The organism is Sphingobium cupriresistens LL01 (genome assembly GCF_001046645.1).
GTDB classification, from domain to species: Bacteria; Pseudomonadota; Alphaproteobacteria; order Sphingomonadales; family Sphingomonadaceae; genus Sphingobium; species Sphingobium cupriresistens.
The window spans coordinates 1,243,486-1,263,295 of sequence record NZ_KQ130434.1 but is presented as its reverse complement, the minus strand read 5'-3'; the positions used below and the strand labels follow the sequence as shown (position 1 = coordinate 1,263,295).

The 19,810-nt window shown below is 63.1% G+C and carries 17 protein-coding genes; 5 read left to right on the top strand and 12 right to left on the bottom strand.

Annotation, left to right across the window (positions count from 1 at the left end; translation table 11 throughout):
- The first annotated feature begins 30 nt into the window (after nt 1-30).
- Nucleotides 31-1,851, top strand: coding sequence for a diguanylate cyclase (locus V473_RS06105; protein WP_066601537.1), 1,821 nt, complete (start codon nt 31-33; stop codon nt 1,849-1,851).
- Here the strand turns inward: V473_RS06105 and V473_RS06100 are convergent.
- Together V473_RS06100 and V473_RS06095 are read right to left on the bottom strand one after the other, a co-directional pair.
- Nucleotides 1,848-2,525 carry an ABC transporter ATP-binding protein gene (locus V473_RS06100; protein WP_066601534.1) on the bottom strand — a complete coding sequence of 226 codons (678 nt, stop codon included), beginning with the start codon at nt 2,523-2,525 and terminating at the stop codon, nt 1,848-1,850. The genes V473_RS06105 and V473_RS06100 overlap by 4 nt on opposite strands.
- The gene (locus V473_RS06095) at nt 2,518-3,768 is read right to left on the bottom strand and encodes a lipoprotein-releasing ABC transporter permease subunit (RefSeq protein WP_066601527.1); all 1,251 of its coding nucleotides are present in this window, start codon (nt 3,766-3,768) and stop codon (nt 2,518-2,520) included. The genes V473_RS06100 and V473_RS06095 overlap by 8 nt, the downstream gene beginning before the upstream one ends.
- A 571-nt stretch (nt 3,769-4,339) precedes the next feature.
- Here V473_RS06095 and V473_RS06090 point away from each other — a divergent pair.
- Nucleotides 4,340-6,628, top strand: a complete 2,289-nt coding sequence (locus tag V473_RS06090) for an asparagine synthase-related protein (RefSeq protein ID WP_148648332.1) — start codon at nt 4,340-4,342, stop codon at nt 6,626-6,628.
- Between the two features lie 286 nt (nt 6,629-6,914).
- Nucleotides 6,915-7,382 carry an Hsp20 family protein gene (locus V473_RS06085; protein ID WP_066601523.1) on the top strand — a complete coding sequence of 156 codons (468 nt, stop codon included), beginning with the start codon at nt 6,915-6,917 and terminating at the stop codon, nt 7,380-7,382.
- Between the two features lie 160 nt (nt 7,383-7,542).
- Here the strand turns inward: V473_RS06085 and V473_RS06080 are convergent, their stop codons facing one another.
- The 8 genes from V473_RS06080 to ccmC all read right to left on the bottom strand — a co-directional run bounded on the left by V473_RS06080 (nt 7,543) and on the right by ccmC (nt 14,478).
- Nucleotides 7,543-9,471, bottom strand: a complete 1,929-nt coding sequence (locus tag V473_RS06080) for a potassium transporter Kup (RefSeq protein WP_066601522.1) — start codon at nt 9,469-9,471, stop codon at nt 7,543-7,545.
- A gap of 122 nt (nt 9,472-9,593) precedes the next feature.
- A complete protein-coding gene (locus tag V473_RS06075) occupies nt 9,594-10,238 on the bottom strand; it encodes a tetratricopeptide repeat protein (protein ID WP_066601520.1) in 645 nt (214 codons plus the stop codon).
- A complete protein-coding gene (locus tag V473_RS06070; protein WP_066601515.1) occupies nt 10,235-10,645 on the bottom strand; it encodes a cytochrome c-type biogenesis protein in 411 nt (136 codons plus the stop codon). The genes V473_RS06075 and V473_RS06070 overlap by 4 nt, the downstream gene beginning before the upstream one ends.
- The gene (locus V473_RS06065; RefSeq protein WP_201785479.1) at nt 10,642-11,169 is read right to left on the bottom strand and encodes a redoxin family protein; all 528 of its coding nucleotides are present in this window, start codon (nt 11,167-11,169) and stop codon (nt 10,642-10,644) included. Before V473_RS06065 ends, V473_RS06070 begins: the two co-directional genes overlap by 4 nt.
- Nucleotides 11,166-13,094, bottom strand: coding sequence for a heme lyase CcmF/NrfE family subunit (locus tag V473_RS06060; protein WP_066601512.1), 1,929 nt, complete (start codon nt 13,092-13,094; stop codon nt 11,166-11,168). Before V473_RS06060 ends, V473_RS06065 begins: the two co-directional genes overlap by 4 nt.
- 52 nt (nt 13,095-13,146) lie before the next feature.
- Nucleotides 13,147-13,593 (bottom strand): cytochrome c maturation protein CcmE, encoded by a 447-nt coding sequence (gene ccmE, locus V473_RS06055; RefSeq protein WP_066601509.1) that lies wholly within the window; start codon nt 13,591-13,593, stop codon nt 13,147-13,149.
- A gap of 10 nt (nt 13,594-13,603) precedes the next feature.
- Nucleotides 13,604-13,735, bottom strand: a complete 132-nt coding sequence (locus V473_RS24520) for a hypothetical protein (RefSeq protein ID WP_269076428.1) — start codon at nt 13,733-13,735, stop codon at nt 13,604-13,606.
- Between the two features lie 17 nt (nt 13,736-13,752).
- Complete coding sequence (gene ccmC / locus V473_RS06050; protein WP_066601507.1) at nt 13,753-14,478, bottom strand: heme ABC transporter permease CcmC; 726 nt, start codon at nt 14,476-14,478, stop codon at nt 13,753-13,755.
- 202 nt (nt 14,479-14,680) lie between these two features.
- Here ccmC and purF point away from each other — a divergent pair, with 202 nt between their 5' ends.
- Nucleotides 14,681-16,141, top strand: a complete 1,461-nt coding sequence (purF, locus tag V473_RS06045; RefSeq protein WP_244884341.1) for an amidophosphoribosyltransferase — start codon at nt 14,681-14,683, stop codon at nt 16,139-16,141.
- Between the two features lie 121 nt (nt 16,142-16,262).
- A complete protein-coding gene (locus V473_RS06040; RefSeq protein WP_066601497.1) occupies nt 16,263-16,991 on the top strand; it encodes an SDR family NAD(P)-dependent oxidoreductase in 729 nt (242 codons plus the stop codon).
- Nucleotides 16,992-16,994: 3 nt separating this feature from the next.
- Here the strand turns inward: V473_RS06040 and V473_RS06035 are convergent, their stop codons facing one another.
- Together V473_RS06035 and V473_RS06030 are read right to left on the bottom strand one after the other, a co-directional pair.
- Nucleotides 16,995-18,260 carry an SAM-dependent methyltransferase gene (locus V473_RS06035; RefSeq protein ID WP_066601495.1) on the bottom strand — a complete coding sequence of 422 codons (1,266 nt, stop codon included), beginning with the start codon at nt 18,258-18,260 and terminating at the stop codon, nt 16,995-16,997.
- Between the two features lie 36 nt (nt 18,261-18,296).
- Nucleotides 18,297-19,673, bottom strand: a complete 1,377-nt coding sequence (locus V473_RS06030; protein ID WP_066605183.1) for a cryptochrome/photolyase family protein — start codon at nt 19,671-19,673, stop codon at nt 18,297-18,299.
- Nucleotides 19,674-19,810: the final 137 nt, after the last annotated feature.

Here is a 19,810-nt window from a genome sequence, read left to right as displayed (position 1 = left end):
CCAACCTGTTGCCGCTACCTTCGCCGCATCATGCGTCTCTCCACGATCACCAATTGGGCCTATGGGGCCACCGTCGCTCTCACTCTTTTTTCCGGCGTCACCATGTTGATGGCGTCGAGCGCGGAGGAGCGCGAGCGCGCCGCGGTGGCGCAGCGCGCGACCTTCGATCGCGCGACCGCCACGCTGGAGGAGGATGTCTATCGTTTGACCGAACAGGCCCGCGGCTTCGTGATTACCGGCGATCCCAGCCATCTGATCGCCTATCGCCGGGAAAAGGAGGCGCTGCGTTCGGTCGAGCAGCGCATTACCCATCTGCGCGACGTCGGCGCGGACGACGCCGAATTGACCGCCCTGCGCCAGGCGATGCACTGGGCCGACGCCCTGACCGAGGAGCAGGACGCCGCGATCCGCGCCGCTGAGGCCAACGACGACAGGACCGCCCGCACCATCCTGTTCGGCGACGAATATGGCCGGGAACTGGATCGGGTCGCGGCCCAGGTCGGCAAGTTCCAATATATGCTCGACCAGCGCACCGATCATGCGGTGGTGCGCGCGACCGACACGGCCCGGCAATGGCGGACCATGTCCGAAATCATGCTGGGCATGACGGCGCTGCTGTTTCTGTGCGTTCTTTATTTCGTGCTGAAACGGCGCATCCTGCGGCCGGTGGTGCGGCTGAGCGACGTCGTCACCCGCCTCGCCGCCCAGGATTATGACGCCATTCCGCCCGAATCCGCGCATGTCGATGAAATCGGCGACATGGCTCAGGCCGTCCGCATCTTCCGCGAAAACGGGCTGGAGCGGCAACGGCTGGAGAAGGAGCGCGACGCCGACCGTATGATGCGCGACCTGATCTCGCGCCTGACGCAACGGCTCCAGGGTTGCGACAATGTCAGCGACCTGGTCGATGTCGTGCGCCGCTTCGCCCCGGAGATCGCGCCCGATTTTCCGGGCCGGCTCTATATCCACGACAATCGCCGCAACGCCATGACCCAGGCCTGCGACTGGCTGTCTCCCGCTTATTCGCGCGACGAATTTCCGCCCTCGGCCTGCTGGGCGCTGCGGCGCGGTCAGACCCACCGGCCGATCGGCGAGATGGTGGACATACCGTGTGAGCATTTGGGCGAGCATCTCGGCGTGATGGAAAGCCTCAGCAGCATCTGCATCCCGCTCGCCGCGCAGGGCGAAAGTATCGGGATGCTCTATTATGAAGAACCGACGGACAGCAGCGCCGATCATCTGGAACGCACCGGTCAATATCTGGATATGCTGGCCGAAAATATCGGCTTGGCGCTCGCCAATCTGCGCCTGCGCGACGCGCTGCGGGACATGGCGATGGCCGATGCGCTGACCGGCCTGCCCAACCGGCGCCAGTTCGACGCCATGCTCCAGACGTTGGTGCAGGACGCCGATCGCCACGGCGCGCCGCTGGCCTGCCTGATGGTCGATATCGACCATTTCAAGCGATTCAACGACAGCTATGGCCATGATGCGGGCGACGCCGTGCTGCGCGCCGTGGGCAATGTGCTGGGCGACTCGCTGCGCGAACATGGCCACGCCTTCCGTCTGGGCGGCGAAGAGTTCGTCATTTTGATGCCAGGCTTCACCCTGGATCAGGCGCTGGGCCGCGCGATGCAGATTCAACGCCGCATCCAGGATTTGCGCCTGGGCCATAATGGCAAGGAACTGGGACCGATCACGGCCTCTTTCGGCCTGTCCGCCTTCCCCGATCATGGACGGCCCGACCGGCTGCTTCAGACCGCAGACGCCGCGCTGCTGCGCGCTAAGACGGAAGGTCGGGACCGCATCCTGGTCGCGACCGTCCGAGACGGGGCTTCAGTGGCGGCCTAGGCGCCTTGCAACACGCCTTCATGCAGCCGCACCACCCGGTCCATCTTCTGCGCCAGCCGCTCATTATGCGTCGCCACGAGCGCGGCGGACCCTTCGCCCCGCACCAGCCGCAGAAATTCCGACAGCACGACGTCCGCCGTCCGCTCGTCCAGATTGCCGGTCGGCTCATCCGCCAGCACCAGCGCCGGGCGGTTGGCCAGCGCGCGCGCGACAGCGACGCGCTGCTGTTCGCCCCCGGACAGCTGGCTCGGCCGATGGTCGAGACGATGGCCCAGCCCCAGCGCCGTCAGCAGCGATTCCGCCCGCGCCTTCGCCGCCGGCATCTCGACGTCGCGGATCACCTGCGGCAGGATGACATTCTCGGTCGCGTTGAAATCGGGCAACAGATGATGGAACTGATAGACGAAGCCCAGCGCATCGCGGCGCAATCGGGTGCGGCCGTCATTGTCCAGCTTCGCCGCTTCTTCGCCGTCGATGCGGATTGATCCGTCGAACCCGCCCTCCAGCAGCCCCACCGCCTGCAACAGCGTCGATTTGCCCGAACCGGACGGCCCTAGCAGCGCGACGATCTCGCCCGGCCCTACGGTCAGGTCAATGCCCCGCAACACGTCGATGGTGACGCCGCCCTGGGTGAAGCTGCGCGCAAGGCCCGTGACCTTCAGTATATCATTCATAACGCAGCACCTGGACAGGATCGGTATTGGCGGCCTTGAAGGCCGGATAGAGCGTGGCGAGGAAACTGAACACCAGCGCCATGATGCAAATCACCGCAATCTCCACCGGATCGGGCTGCGATGGCAGTTCGGTCAGGAATCGGATCGAGGGGTCCCACAGATTCTGCCCCGTCACGAACTGGATCGCATTGACCAGGCTTTGGCGGAAGAAGAGGAAAGTGAAGCCCAATATCATGCCAGCCACCATGCCCAGCGTGCCGATGGTGACGCCCACGGTCATGAAAATCTTGACCAGCCCCACCCGGCTCGCCCCCATCGTCCGCAAAATCGCGATGTCGCGGGTTTTGGCGCGCACCAGCATGATGAGCGAGGAGAGGATGTTGAACACCGCCACCAGCACGATGATCGACAGCACGACGAACATCGCCACCCGCTCCACCGCCAGCGCCTCGAACAGCGATGCGTTCATCTGCCGCCAATCGGTGATGGCCGCGCGGCCGGCGACCTTGCCCGCCAGCGGCTCCAATATCTGGCCCACCTTGTCGGGATCGACCGTTTCGACCTCGATCATGCTGACGACGTCGCCCAGCAGCAGCAGCGTCTGGGCGTCCTCCACCGGCATGACCACCATCGCCTTGTCATAATCATAGATGCCGACTTCGAAGATCGCCGAAACCTGATAGCCGACCTGCCGCGGCACCGTGCCGAACGGCGTCGATCGCCCCGCCGGATTGATGATGGTCAGGCTGTCGCCCAGCTGGATGCCCAGATTTTCGGCCAGCCGCGATCCGATGCCGATCTTGCCGCCATTGGCGACCAGATTGTCCAGGCTACCGGCCAGAACCTTGCCCTTGAGCGTCTTGTTGGCGCGAATGTCGGGTACGGTCATGCCCCGCACCAGCACCGCCTCCACCCGGCCGTTGAACGTCGCGAGCAGCGGCTGTTCGATCATCGGCGTGGCGCTGGTGACGCCGGGGGTCGCCTTCGCCTGTTTCAGCACGGACTGCCAGTCGGGCAGGCGCCCGCCATAGCCCTGCACGACGGCATGGCCGTTCAGGCCGACGATCTTGTCGAACAGTTCGGCGCGGAAGCCGTTCATGACGCTCATGACGATGATGAGCGCGGCGACACCCAGCATGACGGCGGCCAGGCTGATGCCGGCGACCAGGAAGATGAACCCCTCCCCCTTGCCTGGCAGCAGGTAGCGCTTGGCGATCATGCGTTCGTAACGGGAAAGAATCATGTGGCGCGAACGGCCCCTTGCAGGATGGTCTGCCTGACGCTCTAGGCATGGAGCCTGACAACGGCAAGCATTGCCCGATTGTTGCATCGTGGCCACAGCGACGAACGGAAAATAGCACGGCCCGGATTTTGGCCGTGACTCAGGCCCCCAGCGGTCATAGCAAGACAGTCGAAGCACAGGTGAATGGCCGTGGTTCAGGGATACTGCATCCCGTTTCGAGCTTAGGGGGCTGAGAAGCGGTTGAGGCAGGCCAAGGGGGAGACGAGCAATCGTCCATTAAACACCCGGATCGTGAAAACACGATCCGGGTGTTTTTTTATTGCGCCTTATCGCCATCACAACTTGCTTATTCGAACGGGCCGTAATTGTTATGGCAGGTTACCGTCCAGGCAACTTGTCCCTTGGCCTGAATAGGGCGTCGCCGATCGGCAATTCGGAAAAATGTCGTTGAACCCGGCATAAACTCAGAAGAGTGTCGTATTTTGCTCGCCCACCCCGATTGTCGGAGCACAGCAAATATCGCAGGATACCACCCACAGAATCAAGTAAGCCACCTGAAATTGGGGTTCAAATGCATCATTTCCTTATTGTCCATGCAAAAAATGTCGATGCCCGCAACAGGCTTCTTGATCGGTTGAAAATGGGTGTCGATCATCTGGTTCCTTACGTGCCGGCCAGAAAAAAAATATTGTCCCTATCCGACAATGCCTTTTTCGTATCGACGGAAAGTCACGATTTCCTGGGGCTAGGTGAAAAAAGCGTCGTTAGGGATGGTAATCTCGCGGCATTTGACGGGTACTGCGCTCTCAAAAACCACAACCAGAAGAGTGTCGATTACATATATGATCTCTTCCGGCAACACAGGGCCTTTACGGTAAACGATCATATCGACGGCGAACTATGCGCAGCCAGCTATGATTTCAACACTGGAACATTGAGTATTTTATCTGACTTCACTGGTCTACGACCCATATATTTTACTGAAGATGATAATTATTTTGCGGCGTCGAACCGACAGATGTTTCTCAATCCCTTGCTCACGCCGACGGCGAAACTGGAAATTGATTTTTCACAGATTGCAGACCTTCTGGGTAAGGGCAACAAGTTCACGGACCGCTCCTTCCTAAAAGGCGTGCGATTGTTGCGGCCGGGATTTGCAGGCGTATTCACACCTGGAAAGGGTTTCGAAACGCGGCGGTCCGGGGAGCCTATATTCACCGCACGGGGCGAACCGTCACGGGCCGACTATATTCGTTCGGTTTCCGAACTCGTCAATAATTTCGACACATTGTCCAAAATGCCAGGCTTACAAGATCAGCCGATCCGGATATCGCTGACTGGCGGTGAAGATTCACGTCTGGTTCTGGCGGCGGCACTGGAAAGCAGCGTTGCCGATCGTATTGAAACCTTCACATATGGCTTCGCCGACAATCCTGATATTGCGGCCGCCGAAATGGTGGCGCAAAAGGCGGGGGTTCCCCACGTAAAGAATATTCACACACCCCCCACCTCAGTCTCGGAACGGCCCTTAGACAAAATTTGGGACGATTTGCGCCGCCACGCTTTTCGCTTCGAAGGGGCGCCGGGCGCATGGGACGGCGGAGCAGCAACGGCGACCCAGGTCCGCCTCGATCTGGTGGGCTATTTCGATTCCTATTTCAAACGGGTTCGCCCCTCCAACGCATTGATCGATGTCGTGTCCCGCGATGTTGCTCGTGCGTTTATGAAAGAGCCTCAGCAAGATTTTGACCCTATGGGAATTTTGCAGCCGTCTGCCATTGCCGCAGATGAGGCTTTTTGTGACAATTGGCTCGAAACGGTGCTGGATGAAGGCGCCGAGCTGAATGACATTCCTGAACTGTTTTATTTCGATTTCCGCTTGCCATGGTGGGGCGGGGCCATGGCGGCGAATGTCGGCTCTCTGTGTCGAATTGCGCCTTTAGCGTCCAAATTCGCTTCGCGTACAGGTTTGAAGCAAAGCCTGGTCGACCGGCGCGAGCGTAAATTCATTTTTGAAGCCATGCTAACCCTGCGGCCGGACCTGCTTGAACTACCCTATCTGAACAAGAAATGGCCTGACCATTTCCAAGCTCGATCAGCGAGGGTGAAATTGCCAGGAACCGAGCTGCGGCTGCCGACACCCAAGCATCCGTCTGCCCCATCATGGCACATCACTCTGGCCAAACGCGGCGGCAGCCATATCCGCGATTATATCCGATCCCACGATTTCAGCGGGCTGGAGGAAATGGTCGATATCGATCGACTGATGTTGTTTTTGGAGGATGCAAGCCGCGTAAACAATACGCCTATAGTAAGAACGATCGTCAACCTATGCGAAATTCTCGTTCTGGCGGCTGGGGACCAGGTTCGTTCACCGGACAAAATCGCAAATTCGCGAATAAATGCGCCGGACTTGATCACAAATATTCCGAATTTTTCTGACACCCCGATGACAATCCCGGTTGAGGTTCGCACGCCCGGACTACAAGCTCGCAACTTTGACATCGCATTTCCTAAAGAAAAATTGCGCAATGTGCGGATCGACCCTGCGTCAAAGCCTTCAAATCTCGTCCTGCACAGCATGATGTTACGCCGGCAGGATGGAACGGTCGCGGCACTGGAACTCGCCAAACTGCAAACCAATGGCGAGTTGGCCATGGTGGCGCGCCCGGATGGTGGCGTGGACCTGCGCGCGTCGGGCCAGGATCCTCATATTTATCTGCCCAAGGGTACGGATTTATCGGACATAGCAGGGTGTACCTTCAAACTGTCTCTGCCTCCTTCTGGCGGAAATCTGGAGATTTTCTTCGATTATGGAAACGGATTTACGCGAGAAGGCATGGTGGGCATCGCTTATTAGGCACTACCGCCCTGACTGCCAGCGGACCCGAAAGCGCGACGCTGCCCGCTCCGATCATTGATCCGTTGAAAGCCAGTCCGCTGCTTCGCCCCTATTCGCCAACGTGAAATTTCTCATCCTGAACGTCATGGTGACGCGATAAATCCCGCGCCGCATCCATCTTGAAACCGCATTCAGGACGACCATATCCAACCTGTCCGGTCGCCTCCATGGGGCCGGGCGTTCTACCACCGGACGCCTATATCAGGGTTCGGTTCGTTCATTTTGCTCTTTGGGAGATTATGAAATGCGTGCTTTTGACCTGACCCCCTATCGCCGCTCCACCGTCGGCTTCGATCGTCTGTTCGACCTGATCGAAAACAACGCCCGGCTTGCCCAGGGCGATAATTACCCGCCCTTCAACATCGAACGCCTGTCGGAGGATCGCTATCGCGTCACCCTGGCCGTCGCCGGTTTCCGCCCGGACGAAATCGACATCACCGCTCAGCAGAATCTGCTCCAAGTGATCGGTCGCAAGGACGACGCCTCGCCGGCGGACCGCTCCAAATTCCTGCATGTCGGCATCGCCAACCGCAGCTTTGAGCGCCGCTTCGAACTCGCCGATTTCGTGCGCGTCGAAAAGGCCGACCTGGCAGACGGCCTGTTGATCGTCGAACTGGTCCGCGAAGTGCCCGAAGCGATGAAGCCCAAGAAGATCGCCGTCAATGGCGGTCAGTTGGTGGACATCAACGCCAAGGACCGCGACGCCGCCTGATCCCGGCATCGACGCGAAACGAAGGGCGCGACCGCAAGGCCGCGCCCTTTCCTGTCACCACATCGATAAAGCAGCCCAACCGAATGTTATCCTTGGATCAGGATGACCAGGAAATGTCGCGCGGATCAAAGGAAAGATCGCAACCGTCACCGGGTTATTCCTATATCTCGACCTGGCTACCCAGTTCGACGACGCGGTTGGTGGGCAAGCGAAAAAACTCCATCGCGCTTTCCGCATTGCGCAACATCCAGGCGAAAATCTTCTCCCGCCACAGCGGCATCCCCGGCTTGGCCGATGGCAACAGCGTCTGGCGGGCGAGGAAGAAGCTGGTGTCCATCATCTTGAACGCCTGTCCGCAACCGGTGACATTTTTCAGCGCGGCGGGAACGTCGGGTTCCTGCATGAAGCCATATTGCAGCACCATGCGGAAGAAACCCCGGCCCAGATCCTCCAGCTTGCACCGGCCGTCATCCTCAACCACCGGCACGTCCCTGATCTTGACGGTCAGCAATATGACCCGCTCATGCAGCACCTTATTGTGCTTGAGGTTATGGAGCAGCGCATGGGGCACGCCATCGGGCGTCGATGTCATGAACACCGCCGTACCGGGCACCCGCACCGCGCTGTTGGCGGCGGAGGCGACGAAGACCGGGATCGGCATCGCCGCTTCGCGCAACCGATCCTGCACCAGGCGGCGGCCACGCGACCAGGTGGTCAGCAAGGTGAAGACGATGAAGCCGATCAACAGCGGGAACCAGCCGCCATCCGGCACCTTGGTCAGGTTGGCCGCCAGATAGGCGCCATCCACCAGATAGAAAATGGTGAGCAGCGGCGCGGCATAATACCATTTCCAGTGCCACAGACGATAAAGCACCACCGTCAGCAGCACATTGTCGATGAACATCGCGCCCGTCACCGCGATGCCATAGGCGGCGGTCAGGTTGGACGATGTCTGGAACGTCAGCACCAGCAGGATCACCATCATCATCAACCCCCAGTTGATGAGGGGGATGTAAATCTGGCCCGCGGTCGACGCGCTGGTATGTTCGATCCGCAGGCGGGGCATGAACCCCAGTTGGATCGCCTGTTGCGTCACGGAAAAGGCGCCGGAAATCACCGCCTGCGACGCGATGATGGCGGCCAGCGTCGCCAACACGATCAGCGGCAATTGCCCCCATTGCGGCGCCAGATTGTAGAAGGGGCTGTGCAGCGCCGCGGCGCCCTCGCGGAATAGCAATGCGCCCTGCCCCATATAGTTCAGCATCAACGCGGGCAGCACGAAGGCAAGCCAGGACACGCGGATCGGATTGCGGCCGAAATGACCCATATCGGCGTAGAGCGCCTCGGCCCCCGTCACCGCCAGCACGACCGACCCCAGCGCCAGAAAGGCCGGCATCGGATCGGTGACGAAGAACATCACCGCCCAATAAGGATTGAAGGCATAGAGGATGCCTGGCGTCTTGATGATCGAGAGAACGCCCAGCGCCGCGATCGTCAGGAAATAGAGCAGCATGATCGGGCCGAAAAAGGCTGCGACCTTGTTGGTGCCCAGCCCCTGAATCCAGAACAGACCGACCAGGATGACCACCGCCACCGGCAGGATCACGGGCGCCAGGTCTGGACTATAGACGGCAAGCCCCTCCACCGCCGACAGCACCGACACCGCCGGGGTAATCATCGAGTCGCCGTAGAAGAGCGCGGTGGCGAATACGCCCAGCAACACGATGCCGCGCGACCAGCGCTGCGTCTTGGTCTGGCCGTTGATCAGCGCCAGCAACGCCAGGCTGCCGCCCTCGCCCTTATTGTCCGCACGCATGATGATGCTGACATATTTCAGCGTCACCACCAGCATCATCGACCAGAACATCAGGCTGATGACGCCCAATATATGATCAGGATCGAGCGTGAGCGTATGATGCCCGGCGAAGGTTTCGCGGAAGGCGTAGAGCGGGCTGGTGCCGATGTCGCCGAACACGATGCCGATCGCGCCGACCACCAGTTTCAGCGTGGCCTTTTGCCGCGCATGACCATGCCCCCCCTGCTCCTCGTCATGGGAAGCCGGGGCGGTATTCGGAAGGAGGTCAGCCATGAAGGATCATGCTCGTATCGACACCCATAGGGGGGCAACGGCGGAATAGTCCGCTTGTCCCCTGTAAACCGCCGCGCCCTATCATGGCTCCGGAAGGCGCGCAATGCGAACGCTGCGCTGCATCATGGCGCCGCCGGGCCGCCTGCATCCAGCATCGAGTCGATACGCGCGATATTGGCCTCCAGTTCCGCCCTGACCTTGCTGCCGGGCGGCGCGCTCGCGGCCAACGGCGCCCATAGGTCGCGGGCGGGCTGCAACTGGCCGTTGCGGGCCAGGGCCAGGCCGTAGAAATAGCGGGGCGCCGGCCCTTCCGGATCCAGCGTCAGCGCACGGCGATAGGCGAAGTCCGCACCGGGCGACACCACGCCGTCGGCATGGGCGACCAATGCATTGCCCAGGCCCAGCCACAGATTGGGATCGTCGGGGGTCGCGCGCAGGCCTGACAGCAGGATATTGGCCGCTTCCCGCGTCTTGCCCTGCCGACCCAGGCCATCGGATAGCATCAGCCATTGGCCAGCCGGGCCGTAGCGTTCGGCCATCCCGCGGCGCTGTTCGGCCAGCTTCTCGTCAAATTTGTCGCCCGCGCTCTCCCGGCTGGCGCGCGGGGCGCCCGCCAGCCCCGGATTGCCCTGCCATGCATAGCCGGCCAGGCCCAGCAGCAGCGCCGCCGCGCTGATCTCCCGCGCCGATCGGGGAATGCGACCGATCAGGAGCAAGGCGATAAATCCGGCGGCGGCGAGGCCGAAGGCGATGAACCAGCCGGTCATGCCCGCTTCCTCTGCTTGATCCGTCCGCGCAGCAACATCAGGCCAAGGCCCAGCAGCAGCACTGGCGCGGCCCAGAGCGGCCAGAGGATCGGCGCAGCGGTGGGTTCATAGCTGACCCAGTCGCCATAGCGGGCGATCAGCCAGCTTCGGATCGCTTCGGGCTGCTCGCCCGCCATGATCCGTTCGCGAATCTGCGATCGCATGTCGCCCGCCATGCTGGCCCCCGAATCGGCGATCGACTGGCTTTGGCAAGTGAGGCAGCGGATGGTTTCCATCAACGCCTTCGCCTTGCGCTCCAGCGCCGGGTCGGCGATCTGCCGGTCGGCATAGGGAGCAGGCGGCAGCGCGGTTTGGGCGCTGAGAGGCGTGACGAAGAAAGCCAGAAGGAGAGCAAAGATCAGCCTCATTGCGCGTCCTTCAGCTTTTCTAGGATCATCGGCACGTCGTCGGCGCGGATGTCGCCGATATGCTGATGGGCGATCCGCCCCTTGCCATCGATCACGAAGGTTTCCGGCACGCCCGACGATCCCAGCGCCATCTGCACCGCGCTGCGGGCGTCGAGGCCGATGCGGGCATAGGGGTTGCCGTAGCGCTTCAAGAAAGCGTCCACGTCCGGCCGAGCATCGCGGATGGCGATGGCGTCGATCTGCGCCCCGGCTTTCTGGAGCGCTTCAAGCTGCGGCGCTTCGGCGGCGCAGGGTACGCACCAACTGGCGAAGATGTTGAGCAGCCGCGGCTTGCCGGTGGCGAGTTGGCCGCTGGACAGCGCCGGACGGTCGCTCGCCGCCGCAGGCAGGCTGAAGACCGGCAGGGGTTGGCCGACCAGGCGGGAATGGATCACGCGGTCGTCGGGCTTGAACAAGCCGCTGGCGAACAGGCCGATAAAGCCCAGGAACAGCGCCAACGGCAACCAGATCAGCAGCCTCCTCATAGCCGCGCCTCCCGCGCCCGCCATTTCAGCAGCCAGCCGCGCCGTTCGCGACCGACCAGCGCCAGCGCGCCGCCCAGCGCGATCATGATGCCGCCCAGCCAGATCAGCGTGACGAACGGCTTCCACCAGATGCGCAGCTGCCAACGGCCGCCCTCCACCTCTTCACCCAGCACGACATAGAGCTGGCCATCCCAGCGGGTCAGCAAGGCCGCTTCGCTGGTGCTGGTCGGGGGCGAAGCGAAGAAGCGCGATTGCGGGCGGATCAGCACCGAAGAGCCGCCGCGGCTGGCGTCCATATCCGCCTGCAACGCGGTCCAATTGTCGCCCGCGATTGGTATGATCTGACGCAAGCGCAGCGACCATCCGGCGGTCTGAATCATGTCGCCGGGACGGGCGGCCACCAGCTTTTCGACCGTGAAGGCCGAATCGCAGGCCATGCCGGCCAGGCTGACCGCGCAGCCCAAATGGGCGACGACCATGCCATAGGTGAAGAGCGGCGTGCGCAACAGCTTGCGCTTCCACAGCGGCGCGAGGCTGCCCACGCCGACCGCGACCGCGATGACCAGGCCCAGGAAGGGCAAGATGCCGATGCGGCCCCAGGCGAAAAGAGACAGGGAGATGGACACCAGTAGCGCGATGCACAACGGGATCAGCAATCGTTTTCCAACAGCCCGCGCCTGATCCTTGCGCCAGCGGGTGAGCGGCCCGGCCGCCATCGCCACCATCAGCGCCAGCGCGATCGGCCCGGCGATCCGGTCGAAATAGGGCGCGCCAACCGACACTTTATGGCCGAAGGCTTCGGTCATCAGGGGATAGAGGGTGCCGATCAGGACGAGGCCCAATATGACCGTCAGCAGCAGGTTGTTGACCACCAACATGGTTTCGCGACTGACCAGTTCGAACGGCGCGCCTTCGCGCACCGACCCGATCCGCCAGCCGAACAGCGCCAGCGCGCCGCCGATATAAAGGGCGAGCAGGCCCAGGATGAAGCTGCCCCGCGTCGGGTCGACGGCGAAGGCGTGGACGCTGGTCAGAATGCCGGAGCGCACCAGGAAAGTGCCGACCATCGACATGGAGAAGGCGACCACCGCCAGCATCACCGTCCAGGCGCGCAGGGCGTCGCGCGTGGCGAGCACCGTGACGCTGTGGAGCAACGCCGTCGCCGCGAGCCAGGGCATCAACGATGCGTTCTCCACCGGATCCCAGAACCACCAACCGCCCCAGCCCAGTTCATAATAGGCCCAATAGCTGCCCGCGGTGATACCGAGCGTCAACAGCACCCAGGCCGCCAGCACCCATGGCCGCATCGCACGGGCGAAGGCGGCGTCGACCTGCCGCGTCAACAGTGCGCCAATGGCGAAGGAGAAGGCGACCGACAGCCCGACATAGCCGAGATAAAGCGTAGGCGGATGGAAGGCGAGGCCGGGGTCTTGCAGCAGCGGGTTCAGTCCCTGCCCGTCCGCCGGCGCCGGATCGATCCGGGCGAAGGGATTGGAGGAGAAGAGGAGAAAGGCGTAGAAACCCAGTGAAATCGCCGCCTGCCCGCCCAGCGTCGCCATATGGGCGTTCCGCTGCAACGCGCGCTCGAACAGGGCGACGGCGGCGCCCGCCACGCCCATCACCGTCACCCATAGCAGCATCGAGCCTTCATGATTGCCCCAGGTGCCAGCGAATTTATAGAGCCAGGGCTTCATCGAATGGCTGTTGGTGACGACCAGTAGCACCGACATGTCTGAGCGCATGAACAACGTGATGAGCGCCGCGAACGCGATGGCGGTCAGCACGCCCTGCGCCACGGCGGCGGGACGGACGGCGGCCAGCAGGTCGGGCTTGCCGCCCTTGAGGCCCGCGAAGGCCAGAACGAGTTGGAGCAGCGCCAGCGACGCGGCGAGCCAGAGCGCGGCGAGGCCGGTTTCCGCGATCATGGGCGGTGCCCCTCGACTATACATCCGGCATGACGGGCTGCGTGGAACTGCCTCACCGTTCCGCCTTCATCTCATGCGTGCTCTCATTATAGCTCATGCCTTCCAGTTCGCGGGGCATGTAGCGTTCGTCATGCTTGGCGAGCAGGTTGGTGGCGACGAAGGTTCCTTTGGCGTCGAAATATCCCTCCGCCACGACGCCGCTGCCTTCCTTGAACAGGTCTGGCGCAATGCCGCTGAAGGTCGCCGGGACGGTCGCCTTGCCGTCGGTCACGTCGAACCGGATGGTGACGCCGTCGGCCGCGCGCTTCAGGCTGTTCTTGACCACCATGCCGCCCAGCCGGATCGCCTTGCCCGGCTCGACACCCTTCGTCTTGACGTCATGGGGCGCGTAGAAATAAGCCGCCTCGTCCTTGAGCGCCGACGCCGCGAGCAGCCCTGCCCCCACCAGCGCCACCAGCGCCGCAAGCGCCAGGATCAATCTTTGATGTTTCGCCTTCATGCCCCGACCTTCATGTCCGGTCCGACAGGTGATCGGCGCGCGTTTCCGCGCTGCGCATCGCCCGCCAACTGACGACACTGACGATCGCCGTGCCCGCCAGCGTCACCGTATAGGCGGCGATCACGAAAGCCCATTGGTTCATCGCACTACCCCCTGGCCCTATCCACGAGCAAGCCGCTGCATCCGCGCCTCGACCTTGTTCTGCGCCAGGATCGCGCGCATCCGCATCAGCACAAGTCCGCCGAACAGCAGGGTGAAGCCCAGCAATGTCAGTCCCAGCGGCCAGAGCAAAGATCCGTCGATGCTCGACCCGCGCAGGGTGATGGACGGCCCCTGATGCAGGCTGTTCCACCACACCACCGACCGGTTGATGATCGGGATGTTGATCGCGCCGACCAGCCCGAAAATGGCGGTCACATTGCTGACGCCGCCCTGCTGCGCCTGCCGGGCGCTGGCATTGCCCAGCGCGATATAGCCCAGATAGAGGAAGAAAAGGACCAGCATCGACGTCATCCGCCCGTCCCATTCCCACCAGGTGCCCCAGGTCGGGCGACCCCAGATGGAGCCGGTCATCAGGCAGATGGCGGTGAACAGCGCGCCCGGCGCGGCGATGGCGCGCCCGGCGACGGCGGCGAGCGGATGCTTCCAGACAAGCTGCATCAGCGCGGCGATGGCGATCCCGCTCCAGCCGCCCATGCCGAGCCAGGCCGCCGGCACATGGATATAGAGAATCCGCACCGTCTGCCCCTGAAGATAATCTGCCGGGGTCAGAAAAAGCCCGCAGGCGCAACCGGCGAGCAACAGAAGCAGGCCGGGCCAGAACAGCCAGCCCGTCAGCGGACGCGCGATCTTCAAAAAGCGGGCGGGATTGGCGAAACGATGCATCAGGGCTGCGTCTTTAGCCGGGCGCGCAACGCAGCGCCAGTAGGGCATTTTGCCGATAGCAAAGCCCGCGAAGCGCCGCCTTTGCTCGTCCCATCACGTTTTTTATGACAGGAGGGCGACAAAGCGGTCGGAAGTCCCTATATGCGCGCCCAAAGACGGCCCTGTGGGCCTGTCAGGAACGGCTATGGAACCGCTCGCACCCATGATTACGACAAACCCCTTCGACGACGACAAGTTGCGCGAGGAATGTGGCATTTTCGGTGTTTCCCGCGCGGAAACAGCGTCCGCCATCGTCGCGCTTGGCCTTCACGCCCTGCAACATCGCGGGCAGGAAGCCGCCGGCATCACCAGCTGGGACGGGCATGATTTCCATACCCACCGGGCGATGGGCCATGTGGCCGGCAATTTCGACCGGGACGAGGTGATTCGCGGCCTGCCCGGCGATACCGCCTGTGGTCATGTGCGCTATTCCACCACCGGCGAAACGTCGCTCCGCAACGTGCAGCCGCTCTATGCGGAACTCAATTCCGGCGGTTTCGCCATTGCCCATAATGGCAATATCTCCAACGCGATGAAGCTGCGCCGCGAACTGATTCGCCGCGGCTCCATCTTCCAGTCGACCTCCGACACCGAAGTCATCATCCATCTGGTGGCGACGTCCAGCTATCGCACCCTGCTCGACAAGTTCATCGATGCGTTGAAGCAGGTCGAGGGCGCCTATTCGCTGATCGTCATGACGCCCGAAGGCATGATCGCCTGCCGCGATCCGCTGGGCATCCGCCCGCTGGTGATGGGCACGCTCGGCGAAACGACCATCTTCGCGTCGGAAACCGTCGCGCTCGACGTGGTCGGCGCCGACTATGTGCGCACCATCGATCCGGGCGAGCTGGTCATCGTCACCAATGACGGGCAGATCCGGTCGCACCGCCCCTTCGGCGACACGCATCCGCGTCCCTGCATTTTCGAACATGTCTATTTCAGCCGTCCCGATTCGATCATCGACAATTCCAGCGTCTATTCGGTGCGCAAGGCAATCGGCGCGCAACTGGCGATCGAGAACCCTGTCGAGGCGGACTATGTCATCCCGGTGCCCGACAGCGGCGTGCCGGCGGCGATCGGCTATGCCCAGCAATCGGGCATCCCGTTCGAACTGGGCATTATCCGGTCGCACTATATCGGCCGCACCTTCATCCAGCCGGGGGACAAGGTCCGCCATCTGGGCGTGAAGCTGAAGCACAACGCCAACCGCGCGCTGATAAAGGGCAAGCGGATCGTGCTGATCGACGATTCGATCGTGCGCGGCACCACCTCCTTGAAGATCGTGCAGATGATGCGCGAGGCCGGCGCGGCGGAGGTTCATATGCGGATCGCCAGCCCGCCGACCAAGCATAGCTGCTTCTATGGCGTCGACACGCCCGAACGCACCAAGCTGCTGGCGCACAAGCTGGACGTGGGCGGGATGCAGGACTTCATCCATGCCGACAGCCCGTCCTTCATTTCGATCGACGGCCTGTACAAGGCGCTGGGCGAAGCCAAACGCGCCGACATCCGCCCGCAATATTGCGACGCCTGCTTCACCGGCGATTATCCCACGACGCTCACCGATCAGGATGACGTGGTGGTGACCAACCAGCTGGAACTGCTCGCCGAGCGCGTGGTCTGACCCTTTACATCGACCCGTTCGTCCTGAGTAGCCACTGAGCGAAGTCGAAGTGGCGTATCGAAGGATGCTTCGATACGGGTCTTCGACACGCTCAGCCCCTACTCAGCACGAACGGATTTATATGTCTTCTTCCGACCTTCCCCTTTCTGGCCCGCTTTCCGGCAAATTGGCGCTCGTCACCGGGGCGAGCCGTGGCATCGGCGCCGCTACGGCCGAAGCGCTGGCCGCGGCGGGCGCGCATGTGGTGCTGACCGCTCGGACTACGGGCGGGCTGGAAGAGGTGGAGGATCGCATCCACAAGGCTGGCGGCCATGCGACCATCGCGCCGCTCGACCTGACCGATGGCGAGAGCATCGGCCGGCTGGCGCAGGCTATCGGCGGTCGCTGGCAGGCGCTCGACATTCTCCTGCTCAACGCCGCGACGCTGGGCGCGCTGGCGGCGGTCCCGGCGATCGACGTCAAGGAATTCGCCCGGCTGCTGACGCTCAACATCGCCGCGCCGCAGGCGCTGATCGCCGCCTTCGACACCATGTTGCGCGCTAGCGGCGATGCGCGGGTCGTGGCGCTGACCTCCTCGGTCGTGGCGCCGCGCGCCTATTGGGGCGCCTATGGCGCGTCGAAGGCGGCGCTGGAAACGCTGGTCGGCGCTTATGGCGAGGAGATGAAGAATATCTCCGCCATCCGCACCCACATCGTCGATCCGGGCGCGACCCGCACGGCGATGCGCGCCCGCGCCTTCCCCGGCGAAGACCCGGCGAGCCTCAAGGGGCCGGACGTGGTGGCCGAGGCGATCGTCAATCTGGTCGCGTCCGATGCGCCGACCGGCCACAGGATACGAGTCGAAGGCTGACAGCTACGCCGGTTTGACCAGCGTCACTTGCGCCACGTCGATGCCGCCGCCGCGAAAGCCGCCTTCGCAATACATCAGATAATAGCGCCATAAGGCCACGAAATGCTGGTCGAAACTGGCCGGGAGCTGGCCTTCCTCGATCGCCCGGTCGAACCGCTCGCGCCAGCGGCGCAGCGTTTCGGCATAGTCCAGGCCGAAGCGGTGGACGTCGCGCCATTCCAGCCCCTGCGCCTCCGCCAGCGCACGGAACTGGCTTTCCGACATCAGCATCCCGCCGGGAAAGATATAGGTCTGGATGAAGTCGGCGCCGCGGGCATAGCGGTCGAAGATCGCGTCATCGATCAAAATATACTGTATCGCCGCCTTGCCGCCGGGCTTCAGCAACCGATGAATGGCGGCGAGATAGGCGGGCCAATAGGCTTGCCCCACCGCCTCGACCATTTCGACGCTGGCGATGGCGTCATATTGGCCCAGCGCATCGCGATAGTCGGTCAGCAAAATCTGCGCGCCCGACCCCAGCCGATCGCGGGCATAGCCGGCCTGTTCGGTCGACAGGGTCAGTCCGCTATAGGCGATCGCGCACCGCTCCATCGCCTGTTCGGCCAGACCGCCCCAACCGCAGCCGATCTCCAGCAGCGACGCGCCATCGGTGAGGTCCAGCCGGTCGAGGACCGCATCGACCTTGCGCCGCTGCGCCTGCTCGAAATCCTCGTCTTGATTCGCAGAATCGATAAACAAGGCACTGGAATAATGCATATTTTCATCGAGCCAGAGCCGGTAGAAATCATTCCCCAGATCATAATGATAGGCGATGTTGTGCCGCGATCCCGTGCGGCTGTTGCGCCGCAACCCGTGCATCGCGCGGCCTATCCACCGCCCCGGCCCGCGGGGCCGCGCCGCTTGCCCCAGCGCCGCCGCATTGCGCATGAACAGGGCGAAGAGCGGCACCGGATCGGGACTGGCCCACTCGCCCGCCGCCCAGGCGCGATACCAGCCCGCCGATCCTCCCACCGCCAGTCGCACCAGCGCGCGCCAGGAGCGCAGGTCCACTTCGCAACGCGGCCCCGGCGCCCGACCGCCCAGCAGGCGATTTGTGCCGTCCGGCAGCGAGGCGTGCAATTCGCCCGCCTCCAGCCCTTGGTCGATCCGGTCGAGCAGGCGATGGAAAGACGGCGCCAGCGCGCGCGACGCCAGGCCGGGTGCGCCGGATCGCGGTGGATGTTTGATCGATAGCGCGCGCCGACCGCGCCGGGGAGTGATGGCGTTCATGACGCCAATCCTGCCGCAAGCCGCCCGCCGCTGCAATCACCCCTTGCTATGACGATAGGCGGCCAATGCCCGTTCACGCCCCTCGCGATGGCCGATGATCTTCGCCGGATAGTCCGTAGGGCGCGCGTCATGGGCGTCGGGGTCGTGGATCGCCGCGTCCGACAGCTCCGCCAGTTCGGGCACCCATGACCGAATATAGTCGGCCGCGTCGAACTTGTCCGACTGGGTCAATGGCGCCATAATTCGCGTGAACAGATTGGCGTCCACGCCGCTGCCCGCGACCCATTGCCAATTGACGCTGTTATTGGCGTAATCCGCATCGACCAGCGTGTCCCAGAACCAGCGCGCGCCATGCCGCCAGTCGATCAGCAGATGTTTGATGAGGAAGCTGGCGGCGATCATGCGCACCCGGTTATGCATCCAGCCCGTCGTCCAAAGCTGCCGCATACCCGCGTCCACGATCGGATAGCCTGTCCTGCCCGCCTTCCACGCGGTGAAATCGGCCCTCGCCTCCCGCAGGTCGCGCCAAGGCAGCGCATCGAAATTCGATCGCGCATTTTCAGTGCCATAGGCGGGAAATTCGCAAATCTGGACATGCGCATAATCGCGCCAGATCAATTCCTTGAGGAAGATCGTTGCATCATGCCCTGAAGATTCGACCCGGTGCCACACATAGGCAGGCGACACTTCGCCGAAATGCAGATGCGGCGACAGGCGCGATGTCCCCTCGATCGAGGGCAGATTGCGCGCGGTCGGATAATCGCCGGCCTCGTCCAGAAAATGCGCGACATTGGCGCGCGCGCCCTGCTCGCCCGGCGTCCAGTCCGCCGCGAAACCCTGGGCCCAGTCCGGCTTCGTCGGCAATAAGCCCCAGTCGTCCAGCGAATCGCTCGCCGGCCAGTGCGCCGGCCCGTCGATCCTGTGCGGCGCGGGATGCGGCGCGGCGGGTGGCATATGCTCCATCACCGCGCGGGAAAAGGGCGTGTAGATACGGTACATGCCGCCCGCCCCGGTCCGCACCGCGCCGGGCGGCAACAACAGGCCGCCGTCATGCAGGCAGAGGTCGAGCGCCTTGCCCACCGCCTTTTCCGCGTTGCGCCACCAGGGTTCATAATGATGCAGCGCATGGACCCGCGACGCGCCGACCTCCTTCGCCAGCGCCGCCAACATATCCGCGCTGCGCCCGCGCCGCAGAATCAGGCGCGATCCCTTCGTGCGCAGGCTTTCGTCCAACCGCGCAAGGCTATGGTGCAGCCACCAGCGCGTCGCGCCGCCCATTGCCCATTGGCGCGGGCTTTCATCATCCAGGATATAGACCGGGATCACCGGCCCTTCGCTGACGGCGGCGGCCAGGGCGGCCTGATCGGACAGGCGGAGATCCTGGCGGAGCCAGAGGAGAAGGGGAGCGGACATGCCGGGGCAATGCGCCGCGCCGCCGCCGGTTCCAAGCGGCCATTGGGGCATATTGCCGTCATCCCATCCCTCGTCGCATCTTCCACCGCATCGCCACAAATCGGCAGGCGGACGATTCGACCGATGGACGCGGAGCC